Origin of the sequence: Aquiflexum gelatinilyticum, assembly GCF_024741135.1 — a bacterium.
Lineage (GTDB): Bacteria > Bacteroidota > Bacteroidia > Cytophagales > Cyclobacteriaceae > Cognataquiflexum > Cognataquiflexum gelatinilyticum.
In genome coordinates this window covers 400,265-420,971 of the sequence record NZ_JANSUY010000002.1, presented here as the reverse complement: position 1 = coordinate 420,971, position 20,707 = coordinate 400,265, and the positions used below count along the sequence as shown (strand labels likewise).

Below are 20,707 nucleotides of genomic sequence, written 5' to 3'. Positions count from 1 at the left end.
AATGGAATTGAAACCTTAATCCTTATACAACACCAATACATCAATTTCTCTTGATTCTTTTTTGATTGCCAAGCCTAAACCATTTAAGGCATCGATTAGACTTTGGGGATTTTCCGGTTCAAAATTCAGGTCAAAGAAATAAGTGCCATTGAGATTGGTTTCGTTTACTACAGGTAAGCCCAAAATATCAAAATCCTCAAGATATTCGACCAAATCATTCAAAGAAGCTCCCTCACTTTGAAAGGTACCGCTTCGCCCGCTGTAGGAGCTATAATCTTTTGATTCTGTCAGGTTTGCCTGACCTTTTGAATACAAAACAATTACCTCGGTAGTCCTTTTTTCAAGTTTTCCCTTTATCTCAAACCATTCAGTAAGCCCTTTTGCAAAATACTCATAAAGGTAAGATTCACTTCCTTTCGACACAATCACGTCCACGCTATACAGGTTTCCAGGTTTATAGGCTACCAATTCTTTATCAATTAAATACTCTAACCTCATGGAGCTTTTTTGAAATGCCAACCTATAAAGTCCTTCTATTGAGAAATTATGGGCTGTTATTCTTCTATTAGCAAATGTTCCTTGATTTGGAACCTTAGAAAAAGTGGGAACACCTTCGAATTCCTTTTGGATCACAAAATATTGATCCATATCCTCGGCCACTTCAAAAAAATCATGGCTGGGATCAAAACCTACCTGCTCCTGTTTTAATGGCATAATAGGTTTTTCTCCATCCAATAAGTCCCGGATTGTTTTTTCGGTGATTTGATCCGGTGAGGTAATGGCTATCACTTCGCCGTACTTATCAATCAAAACTGTGTGAGGGATAATCCTGTGTGGGAAATATTTCTGCAGATTCTTCTCTTTATCTGATACAAAGGAAAAACCGAAGGGCCTGTTCACCATAAATTTTTTAATTCTTTCCGGACTTTCATCACTGACGGCGAGCACGAGAAGTTCAGAAGAAAAAGTCTTTTGGAGACTTTCCAAATGCGGCATTCCCGCAATACAAGGTCCGCACCATGTTGCCCAAAAGTCGATTAGGATAATCTTTTCAGAATCACTTTCAACTTTCTTCACTTCATCAGTTTTAAGATCAATTACTTCGAAGGAAGGAATTTTTTCTCCCAAACCTATCTTTTGGGACATGGAAAAGTGACTAACAAGCGTAAAAGCAAGGATCAGACAAACAAATCTCACACTTGGGTATGGGTTCATATTTAGAGGTTTTTTAAACATTAACGTGGAGTTATTAAAGAAGCAATTTGCAGATCTTGACTTTCCTCACAAGCCTTCAATTTTCTAAAACTTTTATTCTTATAAAACCCAATTCATCATTGAGGTTTTGGTGTATCCAGATTGCTCCGTCTTTGAAAAAACTTGTAACCGGCGGTTTGGTAAAACCATCCAACTTCATCTCCCCAATCATATTGAGTTCCTTATCAAAAACCGTTAGGAATACATCAGCCTTATTAATTGTTTCACCCTCAGGCTTTGGTAAAGAAATACTAGAAAGCCTATAAAATCTTTGGGAATCGGAATCCCAATTTAAATTCTTGAAATCAATTTGTTCATTCAATTTTTTGCCTGCCGCAATTAATTCTTCAATGGAACCTACTTCAACCTTTTCATTCGGCGTTTTTTGATTAGGGGTAAGTTTACTTTCAAAGGTTTTTACATTAACTGATTCCAATTTTGGATCAAAAATGATAAATTGATTTATGGCATTGTTACCAATTAAGATTTTATCATTCCATGAATACATGCTTACCACTGGTTTATTTGACGCTATAGAACCAGACATGGTCATCAACACTCTAAAATCCTTTAGTTTTTCCAGTTGGGGAATTTCAATTCTTTTTAGGGTTTTAGTATCCAGATTGACCAATCCAATTGTGGTACTGTTTTGATCAATTTGATCAATAATGGTGTAAAACTCTTTTTTACCTTCCACGAATAAGTAATGAGGATTAAGGTCCTCCTTTCCAAAAAGACTATCTCCGGAGAGTTTTTCTTTTTCATAATTGAACATTGAAATTTTTTGGGCATCTTGGTTAACTACAGTCCACGAGTTAAAATTTGAGAAAAGAAAACGGCCTTCACCAAGATCAAGAAGGCCATTGGGATTTTCGATACCGTTTGGACCCTCCTTTTCCAGCTGGATTTTTCTATCCAACACAAGTTTATCCAAATCAATAACTTCGATCTGATGGGAACTGCCATCGAAATTATATAGGTACTTTTTATCTTCAGATAAATCAAACACTCCCAAAAAAGTCCCTGCCATTAGCACTTCTCCTTTAGAATCAACTAGGACAGTGTCTATCTCCAAATTAATTTCACCAATTGCACCTGTGGAGTTTTCATTATTATTTTTTGAACAGGATATAAGAATCAGTATTGCGACCAAAAGAAAGAGCTTATTCATTTATAAGAAGTTTCGGGAAAAATAAGGATCCAATTCAAATTATGGAAGATATAGTTAAAAAAAAGCCATGGTCTCATCATGGCTTAATTAATCATTAAGGAAAATAAGTTGAAGTCAGTATCCCAAACCTTTCAACCTTAAAACTTTACAACCTTAAAACCCTTTCAAACCGTCACCCCATACAATTCTTTCAACTTCTCCACAGTATAATCGATCTCTTCTTTGGTAGTGAACCTGCTGAAGGAAAACCTCACGGATTCTCTTTCGGGATCGTGGTTGATTGCCCGGAGTACATGCGAACCGACAGTGGCACCGCTGCTGCATGCCGAACCGCCGGAAGCCGATATCCCATGGAGGTCAAGGTTGAAAAGCAACATGCCTCTGTTTTCTTCAGAAGGAGGCAAACTCACGTTCAAAACTGTATAAAGACTTTTTCCAAAATCCGCTGAAAGCCCATTGAATCCGACTTCAGGAATATGGTATTGGAGTGATTCAATAAAATGTTTTTTCAATCCTTCAATGTGTGCACGGTGTCCTGCCATGTCTTCATAGGCAAGTTCCAATGCTTTGGCGATGCCTACGATGCCGATGACATTTTCGGTACCTCCTCGCATATTTCTTTCTTGCGCACCGCCGTGGATGAAGGGATGGATTTTTTTATCCTTTCTCACATATAAAAAACCTGAACCTTTTGGTCCATGGAATTTGTGCCCACCGGCCACGATGGCATCCACGGGAAGATTTTTGAGATCGTGGACAAAATGTCCCATGGTCTGCACGGTGTCCGAATGGAAGAAAGCCCCGTATTCTTTTGTCATACCACCGATGGCAGCCAAGTCATTGATATTTCCGATTTCATTGTTGGCATGCATCAGGGAAACCAACGAATTGGGATTTGCCTGAAGCAATTCCCTGAGTTGGTCAAGGTTGATTTCTCCTTTATTATTGACATCCAAAAGGCTGAGCTTCACCTTTCCTTTTTTGGCACAATCTTCCAAGGTATGCAAAACGGCATGGTGCTCTATCGGGGAAGTGATGGCATGCTTGATCCCGTGAGTTTCTATGCCGCAGACAAGTGCAGTATTGTCAGCTTCTGTACCGCCTGAAGTAAAAAATATTTCAGCAGGAGAGGCATTGAGCAATTCCGCCACTTTCTTTCTTGCCTTTTCGATAGCAGACCGGACTTCCCTTCCATGACTGTGCACGGATGAAGGATTGCCGTAATGCTGTCTCATAAAAGGAAGCATGGCCTCGATCACGCGGTCGTCCATGGCAGTGGTGGCGGCATTGTCTAAATAAACTCTCATTTTCTTCTATTTGGGTCCGGGTATTTTGTTTTTATCAGCCATTGTTTGTGTCTTCACAAACAATAGTTGAAATCACTTTGAGCTCGTCACCACTTCTTTGATATCAAGAATGATTTTATTGGCCAAGTGGTCAGCAGTGGCCTGACTTTCGGACTCAGAATAAATCCTGATGATGGGTTCTGTATTTGATTTTCTTAAATGCACCCATTCCTTGTCAAACTCTATTTTGACACCGTCAATGTCATTGATCGGCTGCTTTTTATATTTCTTTTTGACTTCCTCTAGGATCTTGTCCACGTTGATTTCTGGAGTCAGTTCGATTTTGTTTTTAGAAATATGGTAATTCGGATAGCTCGCTCTCAGTCTGGAGATTGTCTTACCAAACTTGGCCAAATGCGTCAAAAACAAACCGATTCCCACCAATGCATCACGTCCATAATGGGATTCCGGATAAATGACCCCGCCGTTGCCTTCCCCACCGATGATCGCATTTGTCTCCTTCATTTTATTGACAACGTTGACTTCGCCAACAGCCGCTGCGTGGTAGTGTCCACCTCTTTTTTCGGTAACGTCTCTCAACGCCCGTGTAGAACTCAGGTTGGAAACGGTATTGCCGGGAGTCTGCGAAAGCACGTAATCCGCCACAGCTACCAAGGTATATTCCTCACCAAAAGGACTGCCGTCCTCATTCATAAAGCAAAGTCTGTCAACGTCAGGATCCACGACAATACCCAGGTCATATTTTCCTTTTTGAAGCTTGTCGGAAATGTCGCGGAGATTTTCTGGAAGCGGTTCGGGATTATGCGGAAAATGCCCATCTGGGGTACAATACATTTCCTCAATATCTTCCACTCCAAGGGCTCTAAGTAATTTTGGTAAGGCGATGCCTCCTGTAGAATTCACACAATCAATGACAACTTTAAATTTTTTGGCAGCAATGGCCTCTTTGTCTACAAGCTTAAGACCAAGAACATGCTGCACATGTCGGTCAATATAATCGTCGATTTGGGTATATTTCCCCAATTTTTTGACTTCAGCAAAGGAGAAATTTTCTTTCTCAGCGCTATCCAAAATGGATTTTCCTTCCAGGTCTGATATAAATTCTCCTTTGTCATTGAGCAGTTTCAAGGCATTCCATTGAATAGGATTATGGCTTGCGGTAAGGATGATACCTCCACCGGCTTTTTCCAAAGGAACGGCAAATTCGACAGTCGGGGTAGTGCTCAGACCAAGGTCGATCACATCAATTCCCAAACCCTGAAGGGTCGCAGCAACAAGTTTGGAGACCATTTCACCTGAAATCCTTGCATCCCTGCCGATGACCACTTTTGGATTTTTTGTTTGGTTGATCACCCAACTGCCATAGGCTGAAGTAAATTTGACAACATCCAAAGGAGTCAAGCCCTCACCGGGTTTACCTCCAATAGTACCTCTGATACCGGAAATAGATTTGATTAACGCCACATTGAAGAGTTTTAAGTGCTAATTGAAAAATCCCGGTAAATCCGGGAGATGAAAAGTTTTTATTTGAATTTGGCCAAAACTTTGTCCACTTCATTGTCTGGATTGCCACAGGAACTGTTTGCATCTACTGTTTTGCCGCAATAGCTACAAGTACCTCCATCTTTGTTCAGGTAAGGATTTTGCGAAGCACAAGTACCTTTAAACTCACCGTTTTTGAGGAAAATAAGCCTTACAGACATCAAAACGAAGAACAATGCCAAGAATCCCAAAGTCAAATACAAGGTTGCCATATCAATATAATTTGCGCAAATTTACGTAATACTTTGAAAACGTCCTCACTTTCCGATTAGTTTCCCACGCATGACTGATATATCTCATAGAAAAGACCAACTGGAATCGTTTGACAGACTTTTGACCATTATGGATGAGCTCCGAGAGCAATGCCCTTGGGATAGAAAACAGACCCTTGAGAGCCTCAGGCACCTTACTATCGAAGAAACTTTTGAATTGTCAGACGCAATCCTTGAAAACAACCTAGAAGAAATCAAAAAGGAATTGGGGGATATTCTCCTCCATATTGTTTTCTATGCCAAAATAGGATCCGAAAAAGAAGCCTTCGATATCGGCTCAGTAATTGACAGTCTATGTGAAAAACTCATCCGCCGTCACCCACACATCTATGGGGATACCGTGGCCAAAGATGAGGAAACCGTCAAACAAAACTGGGAGAAAATCAAACTCAGTGAAAAAGGAAATACGTCTGTTCTCGGCGGTGTTCCGAAGTCCTTGCCTGCCTTGATCAAAGCCATGAGGATCCAGGAAAAAGCACGGGGCGTGGGTTTTGACTGGGAAGAAAAGCATCAGGTATGGGAAAAAGTGGAAGAGGAAATGCAGGAATTCAAGGAAGAATTCAACACCTTGGAGGGACAGGAAATTGACAAAACAAAGGCAACCGGGGAGTTTGGAGATTTACTTTTTTCTTTGATCAATTACGCAAGGTTTATCGATATCAATCCTGAGGAAGCATTGGAACGGACCAACCTCAAGTTTATCAAACGCTTCCAATACCTCGAAAATGCCGCAAAATCAGCCGGCAGAAAAATAGAAGACATGAGCCTAGCCGAGATGGATGTTTACTGGGAAGAAGCCAAAAAGCTATGACTTGATTTTTTGAAGAAGAAAAAAAGTTTTCCGGCAATCTTTAGCAATGGAAGGAAACTAATATGTTTTTACAATTTAATTCCAAGACAAACTAAACTGCCTATTTCATATAAGTTATAACCACATTTTTTTGGAGGCGAAAGGCAAGTCTCTATATTCAAAATAAAATTTGGTAAATTTGATTTTTATTTGTTATTTCATCTGAATTTAAAATGCGATCACCCCCCATTTTAAACTATAACTCTTCAATTTTCAGCAAAAATTTCATTTCCCATGAAATGCCTAAGACGTATTCTATTTTTGGCTATTCTGCCATTTGTCATTACTATCAGTGTAAATGCACAAGACCTTACATTCCTTGATTTGGACGCTCAGGTTCAGTCTGCAATCAATAATGGGGAGTGGCTGAGAGTACTTGAACTTGCAAAATCACAGATCAAATCTGACGTTGAACGCGAAGAAGGATATTATTATTCAGCCCTTGCATTTTATAACCTTGGAAAAAATAAGATGGCCAAGCCCTATATGAACCACTTGAGAAAAATGGATCAAACAGAATTAGACCCCAAAATAAAAGAACTGCATGACAGATTGAATTCGGGTGAAAACAAGGGAATCAAAGAAACTTTCTTTTTGAACTATGATCCAAAAAAAGGAATAAGGCTTTACGACAGGTCGTTCCTTTCTTTTTCATATGATTCTAAATTACCTTTTGGCATAGCAGTAGGCAGTATCAACCATCATGGGATCGCTACTTATCTTCAAGTCAGAGGAAATTCAGAAATTCTTACAAAAAGTGGCGAAATCACTGTAAGGAGCAATGGGAATATTTATGGTACCCAAAATAAAGATTCAGAGGCAACAGGTAAAATAAGGAAAGGAACCGCTGAATTTGTCATGGGGGTGACGTGGAAAATACACCAACCTTTATGGTGGTATGCTGGTGCAGGACTCAACCACTCCAGGGAGTTTTGGGAGGTAACAATTTTTGAAGAAAACGGCAACAGCTTGGGTGAAATTTGGGCAAGAAACACTGAAATCAACCTCAATCAGGCATTGGTAGAAAGTGGCTTTATTTTGGATTTTAATGGTTTCAATCTCCGTGGGGGAACAAGTCTTGTGGGATTTGATTTTTCAAAAATTCGATACAACATGGGCATTGGTTTTTCTTTCAAAAGGAAATAGCAAAGTCTTTTTTCCAGAAAAAATCAAATACCGGTATATTTAACTTCTAAAAATAATCAGAGGTTGAAAAAAGCTGCCCAAAAGGATTACATCAAAGAAAGGATAAAATCAGTATCAGACCATTTATCCCTTTTTGTCAAAGACCAAAACCATGAAGCCCTCCACCAAGTGAGGGTTGAAGTCAAAAAGGCAAATTCCCTATTGAAACTTCTGGAGTTTAAAAATCCCAAAACCAAAACCGTTTATTTTTTTCGTCCTATAAGGAAAATTTTTAAAAAGGCAGGCCTAATTAGAGAAGCTCAGTTGAATCTGGAAAACTTGGAATCATTTCAAATTCAAGATGAGAAAATGAAGCTTCGTCTTCAAAATATTGTCCAGAAACAAACAAAAGATTTTCTTTCTAAAATCGGGGATTTTGAGGATCAGCTAAATAAAAGTCTAAAAAAAACCCTCAAGAGAATAGAACCAATAAAGGAAGAAAAAGGATTGGATTTTTACAGATTCCATTTAAATCTCGCGGCTAAAAATCTTAAAAGAAAGCTTCTGTTCAACCACTTACATGAAAGCCGAAAATCCCTTAAGGTTTTGATTCATCTCCATGAAATACCTGCATTCGACCAAATCGGAGACCTGCAGTTAAACTGGTCTTACCTGGATCTTCTTCAGGATAAAATCGGAAAATGGCATGACCTCCACCGGACGGAACTTTGGATGAAAAAGAACAAGGCCAATAAAAGCAGTCTTAAAATTATCCAAACAACTCTCAAAGAGCAATTGGCCGAAATCAAGGAATTGAAAAAAGATTTTGAAATAAAGACCATGAATTTAGATGAAACGGCCATTATCCAGGAATGAATTCCTTCCTGTTCCATGTTTATCCCTATTTTTGTTAAAAAACCAAGATGTCCGAAATCAACCTTCCCTTAGCATTTGAAACCCAAATGAAATCCTATTTGGGCGAAAATGAATTCAGGGAATTTGTCGAGGCATTGGAAAAAGAGCCAAGGGTGTCCATTCGGCTCAACAGGCATAAAACAAACTTCCAACCTGAAAACTGCAAACACGTACCTTGGAATGAAGATGGCTATTTTTTGGAGGAAAGGCCTTCATTTACCCTAGATCCACTTTTTCACGCAGGATGTTATTATGTACAGGAAGCTTCCTCGATGTTTATCCAACAAATACTGAAGAGTATCGAGGCTCCTCAAGACGGCATTTATTTGGATCTCGCTGCTGCGCCCGGAGGCAAGTCTACTTTATTGAGTAGCTATTTGGGGAACAACGGTTTTTTGGTGGCCAATGAGGTCATAAAATCCCGAGCAGGTATTCTCAAAGAAAATATCATCAAATGGGGGATCGGAAACACCCTTGTCACCCAGAATGACCCTGAGCATTTTGGGGATTTGGCAGGTTTTTTTGATTTGGTATTGGTGGACGCTCCCTGTTCTGGCGAAGGGATGTTCCGCAAAGATCCGGACGCCATGTCGGAATGGTCTCCAGATCACGTGGCCCTATGTGCCGCAAGACAGGAAAGAATCATGGACCAGGCTGGCTCATTTGTCAAAGGCGGAGGCTATCTGATTTACAGCACATGTACTTTCAACCAAAAAGAAAATGAGGAAATGATCAGGTTTATCGTGTCTGAATACGAATATGAACCTGTCAAAATTACTTTGGATGGCACTTGGGGAATTGTGGAATCGCAAGTTGACATAGACGGAATCAGTTTTTTTGGGTACCGATTTTTCCCTCACCGTTTGGAAGGAGAGGGATTTTTTATTACAGTTTTCAAAAGGCCGGAAAACGCTTTAGTTCACGAGCCAAAAAGAACCAAAGATTTCAAGCATCCTTATATCAAACCAGTTGGAAAACAAGAAGCAGAAAAGCTGATGGTTCAAATTGGACTACCTGAATATAGCGGTTTTTATAGCCTTCAGGACAGCTATTTTTGGGTTAACAAAGATTTTCAGCAGCATTTCGAATACCTGTGCAGGTTTTTGAATATCCGGTATTTTGGAGTAGAACTTGGCAAAATCAACAAGCAGCAATTCATTCCCAACCATGAATTCGCCGTAAGTATTTTACCAAAATCAGGATTTTTGACCTATGACCTTGACTTGAAGGAGGCCTTGGATTATTTGAGAAAAGAGGATATTCCTTTAAAGGATTTACCGGAAGGTTGGGTTTTGGTGACATTTAAAAACATGCCTTTGGGATGGCTTAAAAACCTTGGCAACCGGACCAACAATTACTACCCAAAAGATTGGCGGATCAGGATGAAATAGTTTTTCAGAGCTTGTTTTTTATACAACCTGATTTTACTTAATAAAATTTAATTTTTATACAATTACTTGCATCTGAACAAATAATAAAGGTTTGAAATCCATTGCTGTGGACTGTAACCTGTGGGCTATTTTCATTCCCCCTCAAACTTTGACATATCCACCACTTCGTCTTCAAGGTAATGCGGATAGATTTTGAGGTGTTGTTTTTTTACTTCTTTCACGAGGGATTCCCTAAATGCCTCCACATTGGTCCCATCACCGGCAGCCATAAATACGGGGGTTATCCCATATTTCTTTTGATACGCAATTGACAGTTTTTCAAAATCCAAGTACTTACTTTCCGCCACTTCCAATTCTGTCATGTGCATCATCTGCTCCTCTGTGGGCATTTTTGGAACTAGGTCAATTTTGTTGAATACCAAAAGAACCGGTTTGTCTCCTGCGCCGATCTCATTGAGCGTATTGTTGACGACATTGATATGGTCCTCGAAGTTTGGATGGGAAAGATCAACCACATGCACCAAAAGATCGGCTTCCCTGATTTCATCCAAAGTTGATTTGAAAGATTCTATAAGGTGTGTCGGCAGCTTTCTGATAAATCCGACAGTGTCTGAAAGGAGGAAAGGAATATTTTCATATACCACCTTTCTGACCGTGGAATCGACGGTGGCAAACAGTTTGTTTTCAGCCAATATATCCGATTTTGTGGTCAGGTTCATCAATGTACTTTTGCCGACATTGGTATATCCAACCAAAGCCACCCTTACGATTCCCTTTCTTCCTTTTCGCTGTGTAGCACTCTGTTTTTCTATTTCTTTCAGCTTTTCCTTGAGCAGGGTGATCTTATTTCTGATATCCCTTTTATCTGTTTCAATTTCTTTTTCACCTGCTCCGCCTCTTGTACCCGTACCGCCTCTCTGTCTTTCAAGGTGAGTCCACATTCGCGTAAGTCTTGGTAGGAGGTATTGGAACCTTGCCAACTCAACTTGGGTTTTGGCTTGTGCCGTCTGCGCCCTATTGAGAAAAATATCCAAAATCAACAAAGACCTATCATAGACTTTTACTTTGAGCTCATTTTCAAGATTCCTCATTTGGGAGGGAGAAAGATCATCATCAAAAATCACCATATCCACCTCAAAATGTGTCACATATGCTTTGATTTCCTCCAGCTTTCCGGTACCCACAAATGTCCGCACGTCAGGTCTCTCCAGCCTTTGGGTAAATTTATATACTGTTTTTGCACCAAGAGTCTCTGTCAGAAATGCAAGCTCTTCAAGATATTCATGGACCTGTTGCTCGGTCTGACCCTGACGGATCAGGGCTACCATGACGGCAGTTTCCTGAATAGGGGCAGTTTCAAATAATTTTTGGAATTTCCTTGAAATTTTACTCATACATTTTGGCGATATATTGGAAAAAGAGAAGCTGACTGAAAATAGTTCCAAACAGGAATGTCCTACAAATTTAACATCCTAAGGACAATAAGCCTTATATTTGCGACATTAAAACCCCATGACCTGGTAATATCCTAAATTCAATTCTCACAAATAGTTTCCGTTTTTTGGTCTATACCCAAAATTAATTATCGGATTCTAGCTATCATATTTACCTGTAACAACAAACAATGAAAATAACAGCAACGCCCATTGAGGGTCTTTTTGAAATATATCCTGTGATTTTTAAGGACGAACGCGGTTATTTTTTCGAGTCATTCAGAAAAGAAGCTCTCCTCTCTCAGGGCATCGACAAAGAATGGGTTCAGGAAAACCAATCATTCTCCAAAGTTGGCACCATTCGTGGTCTTCACTATCAAAATGAACCTCATGCTCAAGCCAAACTTGTCAAAGTTATCAGCGGAAAAGTTCTAGATGTAGTGGTTGACCTAAGAAAAGGTTCAAAGACCTATGGAAAAGTGTACAGCAAAATTCTGGATGACCAAAACCATAACATGCTCTTCGTTCCTGAGGGATTTGGACATGGGTTTTCTGTGTTGGAAGATGCGGTATTTTCTTATAAATGTTCCAATTATTACAACAAAGCGAGCGAAGGCGGAGTAATATGGAATGACCCAATTTTAAATATTGACTGGCAGGTGGATACACCCATAATTTCTGCCAAAGACCAAATTCTTCCAACATTCGAAGAATTTACAGAAATGACCAAAGGAGGACTATAATGGGATTATTTGATTTTTTGAAGAGCAAAAGCAAAGCACTAACCCCAAATAAACTCGATCTGGGCTGGATGCAGACTGATATGCATTCGCACCTTATTCCGGGCATAGACGATGGCTCTAAGTCATTGGAAGAATCTTTGGAAATGATTTCAAGGTTAAAGGACTTTGGGGTCAAGAAAATCGTGACTACCCCCCATATCATGTCCGAATTTTATAAAAATACGCCTGAGATTATTCTTGGTGGATTGAAAAAAGTGAAGGAAGCCCTTCAAAAAGAATCCATTGACATAGAAATAAACGCAGCCGCAGAATATTACCTAGATGAATTCTTCCTCGAAAAAGTCAGAAGTGGCGAACCACTCCTCACTGTATACAAAAATCACGTTTTGGTGGAGACAGGGTTTGTAACAAAACCGCTGATGCTGGTGGAGATATTTTTTGAAATGGAAATGAACGGATATAAACCGATACTGGCACATCCTGAGCGCTATCAATACCTTGCCCAAGACAAAAAATTGCTTCATGAAATGATTGATAGGGATATTTATTTTCAGCTCAATCTTTTGTCCCTTACCGGATTTTATTCCAGGCATGTCCAGGCTTTTGCTGAATTGCTGGTGAAAGAAAACAGGATTAAATACGTAGGAACCGACACTCATAATCACCGATATCTAGATGCTTTGGAATCATTGACCCAGAGTAAATATTACGACAAAATCCAGGAAATTTCCATATTCAATACCTATCTATGAAAATTCTGATCACAGGAGCTACCGGACTTTTTGGAAGTTACCTTTCTAAAAAATTTATGGGAGAAGGGGAAATCCTGGCCTTGAAAAGAGAGCACAGGTCTAAGGGTTTATTGGAAAATTCTGATTCGGGAATTACTTGGGTCGAGGGAGATATTTTGGATCCTCTTTCCTTGGAGGAGGCTATGGATAAAGTAGATCTCGTAATCCATGCAGCTGGAATGGTTTCGTTCAATCCCGGAGATGAAAGTAAATTGATGAAAATCAATGTAGATGGCACTGCCAATGTGGTAAACGCAATGCTAGCCAAAGGAGTCAATAAACTGATCCATGTCAGTTCAGTTTCGGCTTTGGGAAGAACCGCCGAGGCAAAAGTTGCTGATGAAAATACCCCTTGGGTAGAATCTACGCTTAACACTCCCTATGCTATCTCTAAATACCAGGCCGAACTGGAAGTCTGGAGGGGCGTACAGGAAGGTTTGGAGGCAATAGTGATACTGCCTTCGATCATTTTGGGCAAAGTCAGTGATGACCGCAGTAGTACACAGATCTACCATTATGTCCTGGAAGAAAGTAAATACTACCCTGCAGGTACTGTCAATTTCATTGATATCAGGGATGCCGTAGAAATCACCCATCAACTATTTAAAAAAAACCTCTGGGGAGAAAAATTTATTCTAAACAACAGCGCTGTATTGTACAAGGATTTTTTTGAAACTATGGCAAAGGTTTTTGAAAAAAAGGCTCCTGCCAAGAAAGTCAGCCCTTTTCAGATCAAACTAGCGATATTTTTTATTGGAATAGGAAGGCTCTTGGGAATAAGCAAAAATCCGCTAAACAAGCAGACAGCGATGCTTGCACAGCTTTCGATTACCATGGACAATAGAAAAGTGACGGAAGCAATCAAATTCAGGTACCATTCTTTGGAAGACAGTTTCAGGTGGGCGAAGTCGAACGAAAATTAAATTCTGGACGTTAATCCATTTAAAATTTCAAAATCCTCTTTTTGGGGGATTTGGCACATATTGGCCACTTCCATAAAAAAATAATCAAAGAGGGGTTTTGTACCAAAAAATAATTTTTTATCTTAAGTAAACTATTAAAAGAAACAGATGACCGGAGATTTTGATAACGATTGGGAAGAAGACAAAGAACTCGTAGAACGGTTTGAAAATTCACTTAAATCCAATATGGATCTTTATTTTGAGGAAGAGGAATTAGAAAACATAGTCCGGTTTTATTTTGATCAACAGAAATTTGTAAAAGCACTAAAAGCATCTGCACATGCTTTGGAAAAATTTCCCTTCAGCGTCGAAATCAAGCTGTTGAAGGCGCAGTGCCTAATATTCAATGATGAACTGGAGGAGGGATTGGAAATTCTCGAGAATCTCAACAACCTGTCTCCGAACAACGAGGATATCGTTTTAGCACTCAGTCAGGCCTTGATGATCAACAGCAATATCAAAGAAGCGATCGAACTGCTGGAGAATTTTTTACCTATGGCCGAGGACAAAGCTGAAGTGTATTATACACTTGGCAACCTTTACAAAGCCAACGAAAACAACGAAAAAGCCACATATTATTATAAGGAATGTGTCAAAATCAGGATCAACCATGAGGATGCACTGTTCCAATTGGCAATGATCACTGAGGAAGAGGGTTCTTTTGATGAAATCCTTGATTTTTATAGGGAATTTATAGATCAGGACCCGTACAGCGCAGGTGCTTGGTATAACCTAGGCGTGGTTTACAACAGACTTGGAAGGTTTGAGGAAGCCATACAGGCCTATGATTATGCCCTGATTATTGATGATGCTTTCGCCTCTGCCTATTTCAATTTGGGCAATGCCTATATGAATACCAACCAATTTGAGCTTGCACTTGAAGCATACCAAAACACCATTAACTGTGAGGGTGCAAATGCCGAAAACTGCTGCTATCTCGGTGCCGCCTATGAAAAATTGGATCAAATAGACCTGGCTTTCAAAAATTTCAAGAAATCAGCCAAGCTTGATCCTGAATATGACGATGCCTGGTTTGGATTGGGAATGTGCATGCTCAAAAAAGAAAAATTCTTTGAAGCCATTCATTATTTCAAAAAAGCAATCAAACTTACCAAAGAAAATGCCACCTATTGGGTAGGACTTGCGGATGCGGAATACAACCTCGGCAACCTTCAGGCCAGTTCTGAAGCGTATGAAGAAGCCATCACCCTTGAACCGGGGATTATAGAAACCTATGTCAACCTTTCTATCATCTATTTTGACCAAAACAGGTTTGAGGAAGCTGAAGACGTCATCAAGGAAGGTATTGAAGAATTGCCCGAAGAAGCTGAATTATATTACAGACTCGTGGTCTATCTGATTAAATCAGCTAAATACAAGGAAGCCTTTTCATATTTAGAAAATGCATTAACTTTGGACTTTGGGAGACACACATTGTTGTACGATTTGATGCCGGAGATCAAACACCAAAAGGCTATTTTCAAAATCATCTCCCAATATAAGGATGCCGATACATCATCCGATCTAAACAATTAATTACCTGAAATTCGAACTTAATGAATTACGTTCTGAAGAATCTGCCTGTACGAACTGAAAAACCACGTACTACGGGGTTTACCATGGTTATGGACAAAGGCATGGGTATCAGGGAGGTTGAAAACTTCGTTGAGGCCAACAGTGATTTTGTGGACATTGTCAAGCTAGGCTGGGCTACTTCCTATCTCACTAAAAATCTTGCACAGAAAATCCAGATTTACAAAGATGCAGGGATCCCTGTCTATTTGGGAGGTACTTTGTTTGAGGCATTTGTCATCAGAGGTCAATTTGAGGATTACAGAAGGGTTCTGGAAAAATTTGACCTTTCCTTTGCAGAGGTCTCTGACGGATCAATCAGCCTCAACCACGGCAAAAAATGTGAATACATCCAAATTTTATCTAAGGATGTCACCGTTTTGTCAGAAGTTGGATCAAAAGATGCTGCTAAAATCATCCCTCCATACAAATGGATCGAACAGATGCAAAGTGAACTTGATGCGGGTTCGTGGAAAGTAATCGGGGAAGCAAGAGAAGGCGGAAACGTGGGTTTGTTCAGAGATTCAGGAGAAGTCAGACAGGGTCTGGTGGAAGAAATTCTTACCAAAATCCCTGAGGACAGAATTATTTGGGAAGCTCCCCAAAAAGAGCAACAAGTTTGGTTTGTAAAACTTCTTGGAGCCAACGTCAATCTGGGCAATATTGCCCCAAATGAACTTATTCCCCTAGAAACCATCCGATTAGGTCTCAGAGGAGACACTTTTGACCATTTTCTAGGTGCACACCTTATGTAATACTATTTCTGGACTGCCTGATTAAGAAGGCAGTCCTTTTTTTGATCCACAATGAACTATCTCAAAGATTATATTTTAACCTTCCTCAAAGGCATGTCCATGGGAGCTGCTGATGTCGTTCCCGGAGTTTCAGGAGGTTCTATTGCCCTGATAGCAGGCATTTACCAAAAACTTCTCGACAGTATCAAGTCCATTGATAAAACTGCCCTAGGTTTTCTATTCAAATTTGAAATTAAGAGCCTTTGGGAGCATATCAATGGGGGTTTTCTATTCACCTTGCTTGCTGGGATTCTGACAAGTATTTTTTCTCTTTCAAAGGTAATCACTTACCTGATGGACAACCATCCGATTCCTCTGTGGTCGTTTTTTTGCGGATTGATCATCATTTCTGCGGTAATTATCCTAAGAGACATCAAGAGATGGAATGTTGGCGTGATCCTTTCTCTACTTTTAGGAACAATAACTGCCTATTGGATTACCGGCTTACCGCCCACTACCACTCCTGATACCCTTTGGTTCACTTTTGTTGCTGGAGGAATTGCGATCTGTGCGATGATTTTACCCGGCATTTCGGGGAGTTTTTTGCTCCTTGTGATGGGTCAATATGAAAGAATCCTTGATGCTGTCAGTGAAAGAGACTTTCTGATCATCGCATTGTTCGGATCTGGCTGTGTTGTCGGATTGCTTTCTTTCAGTAGGTTGATTTCTTGGTTGCTGAAACATTACCATGCAGTGACTATCGGTGTTCTGTCCGGATTTATGCTAGGATCACTTAACAAAATCTGGCCTTGGAAAGAAATCCTCTCTTATAGGATGTCTTCTTCTGGAGAACAGAAACCTTTCCTAACCGAAAATATTTGGCCCCAACATTATTTGGAAGTGACTGGACAGGAACCGCTGATACTTTATGCAGTGTTGTCATTTTTGTTTGGAATCCTATTGGTTCTGGGAATTGAAAGAACAGCTAATTACCTGAAGCGATCATGAGAAAATTCGGATTGATAGGTTTTCCGTTGACCCATTCTTTTTCCAAGAAGTATTTTACTTCTAAATTCGAAAGGGAGGGAATCGTTGACTGTCAATACGATTTATATGAAATCCCCGAAATTTCACTTTTTCCCAAAATCCTGTCCGAAAATACTGAACTGGAAGGCATTAATGTCACCATTCCTTACAAGGAAAAGGTTATTCCATTTCTAGATGAAATGGATCCTGCCTGCAAAGAAATCGGTGCAGTCAATTGCATCCAAATCAAAGGAGGAAAACTCAAAGGTTACAATACCGACTATATAGGATTTAGACAATCACTTGAGGGTTTTCTTGGATCGAGCAAGCCAAAAGCATTGGTTCTGGGAACCGGAGGAGCATCCAAAGCAGTGGTGCAGGCGCTTTCAGATATGGGAATTTCTTTATTGATGGTTTCTAGAAATTCTTCTGAAAAACCTGGTTGGATCAATTACCGAGATTTGGAGTCAAATCCCACCATACTTGAGTCCCATCAGCTTATCATCAATACCACTCCAGTAGGGACATTTCCAAAAACCGAAGAAATGCCGGAAATCAACCCAAATTACATTACAGGAATGCACAAGGTCTATGACTTGGTGTACAATCCTGAAAAAACTTTTTTGATGCGCTCCCTTGAGGCGCGCGGTGCATTGGTAAAGAATGGATTGGAAATGCTCCAACTTCAGGCAGAAGCTGCCTGGAAGATCTGGAATTGATTTCTTTTCACATTTTAATATCATTACCATGTATTGGAAAAAACAATCACACGAACAAATCAAAGAAACTATATTCAATGCCCTTTCCCAAAATCTGGATTATAGAGGCGATCACCCCATACTTGGAATTCCCGGAACATACCTGGATACGGCAGAATTTTATCCTGATGCCCCATTTTTGAAGGATGCTCCCTATATGTCCGCAATGGTCCGCAATCCCAATCACATCGGGGTGCATACCCTCAGCGACAAATCGGTCCTGGAGATATTTGAAGGTACCCAGAAAATCGAAAAGGACCTGATCCGCTTGGTAGCAGAGGAAATCCTTAATGGAGATCCAAACCAACAAGACGGATATGTGGCAACCGGCGGAACAGAAGCCAATATTCAGGCCATGTGGATTTACAGGAATTTTTTCAAAAAAGAATATGATGCCAGACTTGGTGAAATCGGACTGGTTTATTCCCAAGACTCTCATTATTCCATGCCTAAAGGTGCCAATCTGCTTAACCTTACCAGCATCATCCTGGAAGTGGAACCGGAAAGCAGGCAGATCACCAAGGAATCCTTAGAGTCCAAAGTAAATACCGCCATGCAAGAAGGCATTAAGTATTTCATCGTCATCGCAAATCTTTCCACTACCATGTTTGGGTCTGTAGATGGCATCGATATACTAGGCGATTTTTTCACTAATCTCAATGTACCATTCAAAATCCATGTAGATGCCGCTTATGGAGGGTTTATTTACCCTTTTACAAACCCAATGAGCAGGTTTACATTCCAAAATCCTTACATGAATTCCATTACAGCAGATGGACACAAAATGCTTCAGACACCCTACGGAACAGGGCTTTTCTTGATCCGAAAAGGGTTTTTTGACTATGTCAAAACGGAAGAAGCGCAATATATCCCCGGAAAAGATTATACCGTCAGCGGAAGCCGGTCCGGAGCCAATGCCATCTCTATGTGGATGATATTGCAGATCCATGGATCGGAAGGATGGAAATACAAAATGGAAACCCTTTGCGACCAAACAGAGCGAATTTGCAAGAGATTAGAAAGAATGGGAGTGGAATATTTCAGAAATCCTTACCTGAATATCATCGCGATAAAAGCCAAATACCTATCCAAAGAATTGGCATACAAATACTACCTCGTTGCCAATTCCTATGAATTTGAACCGGAATGGTACAAAATCGTCGTCATGCCCCACGTCAAGCCGGGAACGATTGACAGCTTCCTGATGGAACTGGAAGGTGAAATCCAATCCAACCTTAGGAAATAAGTTCTTTCTTAAAAAAACCCAATGATAAATATCATTGGGTTTTTTGCTTTTAATGCTCCTGAACTTACTTATTATATTGAAGATCCTGCCAAAGATTAAGACCAATGTCCCTATTAAATTGCTAATTAATAATTTATTGCCAAGGTTAGATATCTTTGATTTTTATCCTCTTTTTTCATAATAAATCAATAAACTAGGCCTACTTAACGGTAAAATATTTCACATCATTTTTATATTTTTATAGAATTTTAATTTTATACAATCTTCATTTAAAATACAATCTATGGAAGAAGTAACCACTTACACAACAAAGTTTATGGACTGGGTATACGTTTTCGGTCCAAAATTACTAGGTGCATTTGCAGTATTTATCATTGGCCTTTACGTGGTCAATTTCATTTCGAAGCTTGTTTCAAAGGCACTTAACAAAAGAGGAATAGAAGTTTCCCTGCAATCATTTTTGGGTAGTCTCGTGAGTGGGGGTTTAAAGGTGCTATTGCTGATTTCTGTCGCGGGCATGCTTGGAATTCAGACTACTTCATTTGTGGCAGTCGTCGGTGCTTTGGGTTTAGCTGTGGGTTTGGCTTTACAGGGTTCGCTTGCCAATTTTGCCGGCGGGGTATTGATCCTGGTTTTTAAGCCTTTTAAAATCGGAGACCTGATAGAATCAAACGGTCAGACCGGCGTGGTCAACGAAATCCAAATTTTCAATACAATCCTGCTGACGGCAGAAAACAAAACCGTCATTCTTGCAAACGGCGCTGTCTCTAACGGTACGATCGTCAATTATTCCCGTCATGGCAATCTCCGTGTAGATATCACCATGGCTGTCGCCCCAGACAGTGATGTGGTCAAAGCAAAAAATGTTGCCTTAGAAGTATTAAAAGCAAATGAGTTTGTATTGGAAGAACCGGCTCCTTCTGTCAATGTATTGAAAGTAGGTGATGGAATGGTCACTCTTGCCATCAGGCCTTATTCATCTCCTGCACATTATTGGGATGCGTTCTTCTCTGTTCAAGAAGAAATCAGATCAGCTTTTGACAAAAACAGTATCTCCGGACCAACCCCGACTAGGGTGATCATTAGTAAATAAAATTCAAAGTCAAAACAAAAGGTTGAAACAAGGCAAAAAAATAGTATCCGGTGATCTGAAAACCAATTCAAAACCAAAGAAAAAAAATGGCAAAGACTTTTGAAATGGCAAATAAATTCTTGAAACTGGCAAAAAATCGTAAATTTGTTTTGGCTTAAATTAGATTAGCCTAAAAACAAATCACCAACAACAAAACAGAAAGACTATGACCCTGTTAAAAAAACTGAAATCAAGTACCCTATTGGTATTGGCCTTTGGCTTCCTTTTCGTAGCAACCGTTAGTTCTTGTGGAGGTAAAAAAGAAGGAGAAGAATCAACCGAACAAGTAGAAAGTGCCGAGCATCCTGCTGAAGGTGCTGAACATCCATCCGATGGTGCAGAACACCCCACTGATTCTACTTCAGAACATCCTGCAGACACAACTGCTACCAATTAATTTCAAAAAGGCGTTTTAAAAGTGTCTGGAAACCGGCTCTCAGGATATGGTTTTTTCAGACACTTCTTTTTTCCTCCATATCCAAT

At 39.9% G+C, this 20,707-nt stretch carries 20 protein-coding genes; 14 read left to right on the top strand and 6 right to left on the bottom strand.

Features of this window, described 5'->3' with window-relative positions; genetic code table 11:
- Window positions 1-15 precede the first annotated feature (15 nt).
- From NU887_RS05745 to NU887_RS05725, 5 genes are all read right to left on the bottom strand, one after another.
- A complete protein-coding gene (locus NU887_RS05745) occupies window positions 16-1,215 on the bottom strand; it encodes a redoxin domain-containing protein (RefSeq protein WP_258422405.1) in 1,200 nt (399 codons plus the stop codon).
- Window positions 1,216-1,291: 76 nt separating this feature from the next.
- Window positions 1,292-2,425, bottom strand: coding sequence for a DUF4221 family protein (locus NU887_RS05740; protein ID WP_258422404.1), 1,134 nt, complete (start codon window positions 2,423-2,425; stop codon window positions 1,292-1,294).
- 164 nt (window positions 2,426-2,589) lie between these two features.
- Window positions 2,590-3,732, bottom strand: coding sequence for a cysteine desulfurase family protein (locus NU887_RS05735; protein WP_258422403.1), 1,143 nt, complete (start codon window positions 3,730-3,732; stop codon window positions 2,590-2,592).
- 72 nt (window positions 3,733-3,804) lie between these two features.
- A complete protein-coding gene (glmM, locus tag NU887_RS05730) occupies window positions 3,805-5,196 on the bottom strand; it encodes a phosphoglucosamine mutase (protein ID WP_258422402.1) in 1,392 nt (463 codons plus the stop codon).
- Window positions 5,197-5,255: 59 nt separating this feature from the next.
- Complete coding sequence (locus NU887_RS05725) at window positions 5,256-5,486, bottom strand: hypothetical protein (RefSeq protein WP_258422401.1); 231 nt, start codon at window positions 5,484-5,486, stop codon at window positions 5,256-5,258.
- 70 nt (window positions 5,487-5,556) lie between these two features.
- Here NU887_RS05725 and mazG point away from each other — a divergent pair, with 70 nt between their 5' ends.
- From mazG to NU887_RS05705, 4 genes are all read left to right on the top strand, one after another.
- Window positions 5,557-6,357, top strand: coding sequence for a nucleoside triphosphate pyrophosphohydrolase (mazG, locus tag NU887_RS05720; protein ID WP_258422400.1), 801 nt, complete (start codon window positions 5,557-5,559; stop codon window positions 6,355-6,357).
- Between the two features lie 273 nt (window positions 6,358-6,630).
- The gene (locus NU887_RS05715; protein ID WP_258422399.1) at window positions 6,631-7,542 is read left to right on the top strand and encodes a hypothetical protein; all 912 of its coding nucleotides are present in this window, start codon (window positions 6,631-6,633) and stop codon (window positions 7,540-7,542) included.
- Between the two features lie 63 nt (window positions 7,543-7,605).
- Window positions 7,606-8,397, top strand: a complete 792-nt coding sequence (locus tag NU887_RS05710) for a CHAD domain-containing protein (RefSeq protein WP_258422398.1) — start codon at window positions 7,606-7,608, stop codon at window positions 8,395-8,397.
- Between the two features lie 47 nt (window positions 8,398-8,444).
- Entirely contained in the window at window positions 8,445-9,827 is a 1,383-nt protein-coding gene (locus NU887_RS05705; RefSeq protein WP_258422397.1) for a methyltransferase RsmF C-terminal domain-like protein, read from the top strand.
- A 131-nt stretch (window positions 9,828-9,958) separates the two neighbouring features.
- Here NU887_RS05705 and hflX read toward each other — a convergent pair whose 3' ends face one another.
- Window positions 9,959-11,221, bottom strand: coding sequence for a GTPase HflX (gene hflX, locus NU887_RS05700; protein ID WP_258422396.1), 1,263 nt, complete (start codon window positions 11,219-11,221; stop codon window positions 9,959-9,961).
- Between the two features lie 230 nt (window positions 11,222-11,451).
- Here hflX and rfbC point away from each other — a divergent pair, with 230 nt between their 5' ends.
- From rfbC to NU887_RS05650, 10 genes are all read left to right on the top strand, one after another.
- Entirely contained in the window at window positions 11,452-12,003 is a 552-nt protein-coding gene (gene rfbC / locus NU887_RS05695) for a dTDP-4-dehydrorhamnose 3,5-epimerase (protein WP_258422395.1), read from the top strand.
- Window positions 12,003-12,755: a tyrosine-protein phosphatase gene (locus NU887_RS05690; protein ID WP_258422394.1), complete on the top strand. Its 753-nt coding sequence runs from the start codon at window positions 12,003-12,005 to the stop codon at window positions 12,753-12,755. The genes rfbC and NU887_RS05690 overlap by 1 nt, the downstream gene beginning before the upstream one ends.
- Window positions 12,752-13,717, top strand: a complete 966-nt coding sequence (locus tag NU887_RS05685) for an NAD-dependent epimerase/dehydratase family protein (protein WP_258422393.1) — start codon at window positions 12,752-12,754, stop codon at window positions 13,715-13,717. The genes NU887_RS05690 and NU887_RS05685 overlap by 4 nt, the downstream gene beginning before the upstream one ends.
- 147 nt (window positions 13,718-13,864) lie before the next feature.
- Entirely contained in the window at window positions 13,865-15,292 is a 1,428-nt protein-coding gene (locus NU887_RS05680; protein ID WP_258422392.1) for a tetratricopeptide repeat protein, read from the top strand.
- A 20-nt stretch (window positions 15,293-15,312) separates the two neighbouring features.
- On the top strand, window positions 15,313-16,083 hold the full coding sequence (locus NU887_RS05675; RefSeq protein WP_258422391.1) for a phosphosulfolactate synthase: 771 nt from the start codon (window positions 15,313-15,315) through the stop codon (window positions 16,081-16,083).
- A gap of 51 nt (window positions 16,084-16,134) precedes the next feature.
- Window positions 16,135-17,070, top strand: a complete 936-nt coding sequence (locus NU887_RS05670) for a polyprenyl-phosphate transporter (RefSeq protein WP_258422390.1) — start codon at window positions 16,135-16,137, stop codon at window positions 17,068-17,070.
- Window positions 17,067-17,807: a shikimate dehydrogenase family protein gene (locus NU887_RS05665; RefSeq protein WP_258422389.1), complete on the top strand. Its 741-nt coding sequence runs from the start codon at window positions 17,067-17,069 to the stop codon at window positions 17,805-17,807. Before NU887_RS05670 ends, NU887_RS05665 begins: the two co-directional genes overlap by 4 nt.
- Window positions 17,808-17,835: 28 nt before the next feature.
- Complete coding sequence (locus tag NU887_RS05660; RefSeq protein WP_258422388.1) at window positions 17,836-19,092, top strand: pyridoxal-dependent decarboxylase; 1,257 nt, start codon at window positions 17,836-17,838, stop codon at window positions 19,090-19,092.
- 283 nt (window positions 19,093-19,375) lie between these two features.
- Complete coding sequence (locus tag NU887_RS05655) at window positions 19,376-20,185, top strand: mechanosensitive ion channel family protein (protein ID WP_258422387.1); 810 nt, start codon at window positions 19,376-19,378, stop codon at window positions 20,183-20,185.
- A 205-nt stretch (window positions 20,186-20,390) separates the two neighbouring features.
- On the top strand, window positions 20,391-20,621 hold the full coding sequence (locus tag NU887_RS05650) for a hypothetical protein (RefSeq protein WP_258422386.1): 231 nt from the start codon (window positions 20,391-20,393) through the stop codon (window positions 20,619-20,621).
- Window positions 20,622-20,707 lie beyond the last annotated feature (86 nt).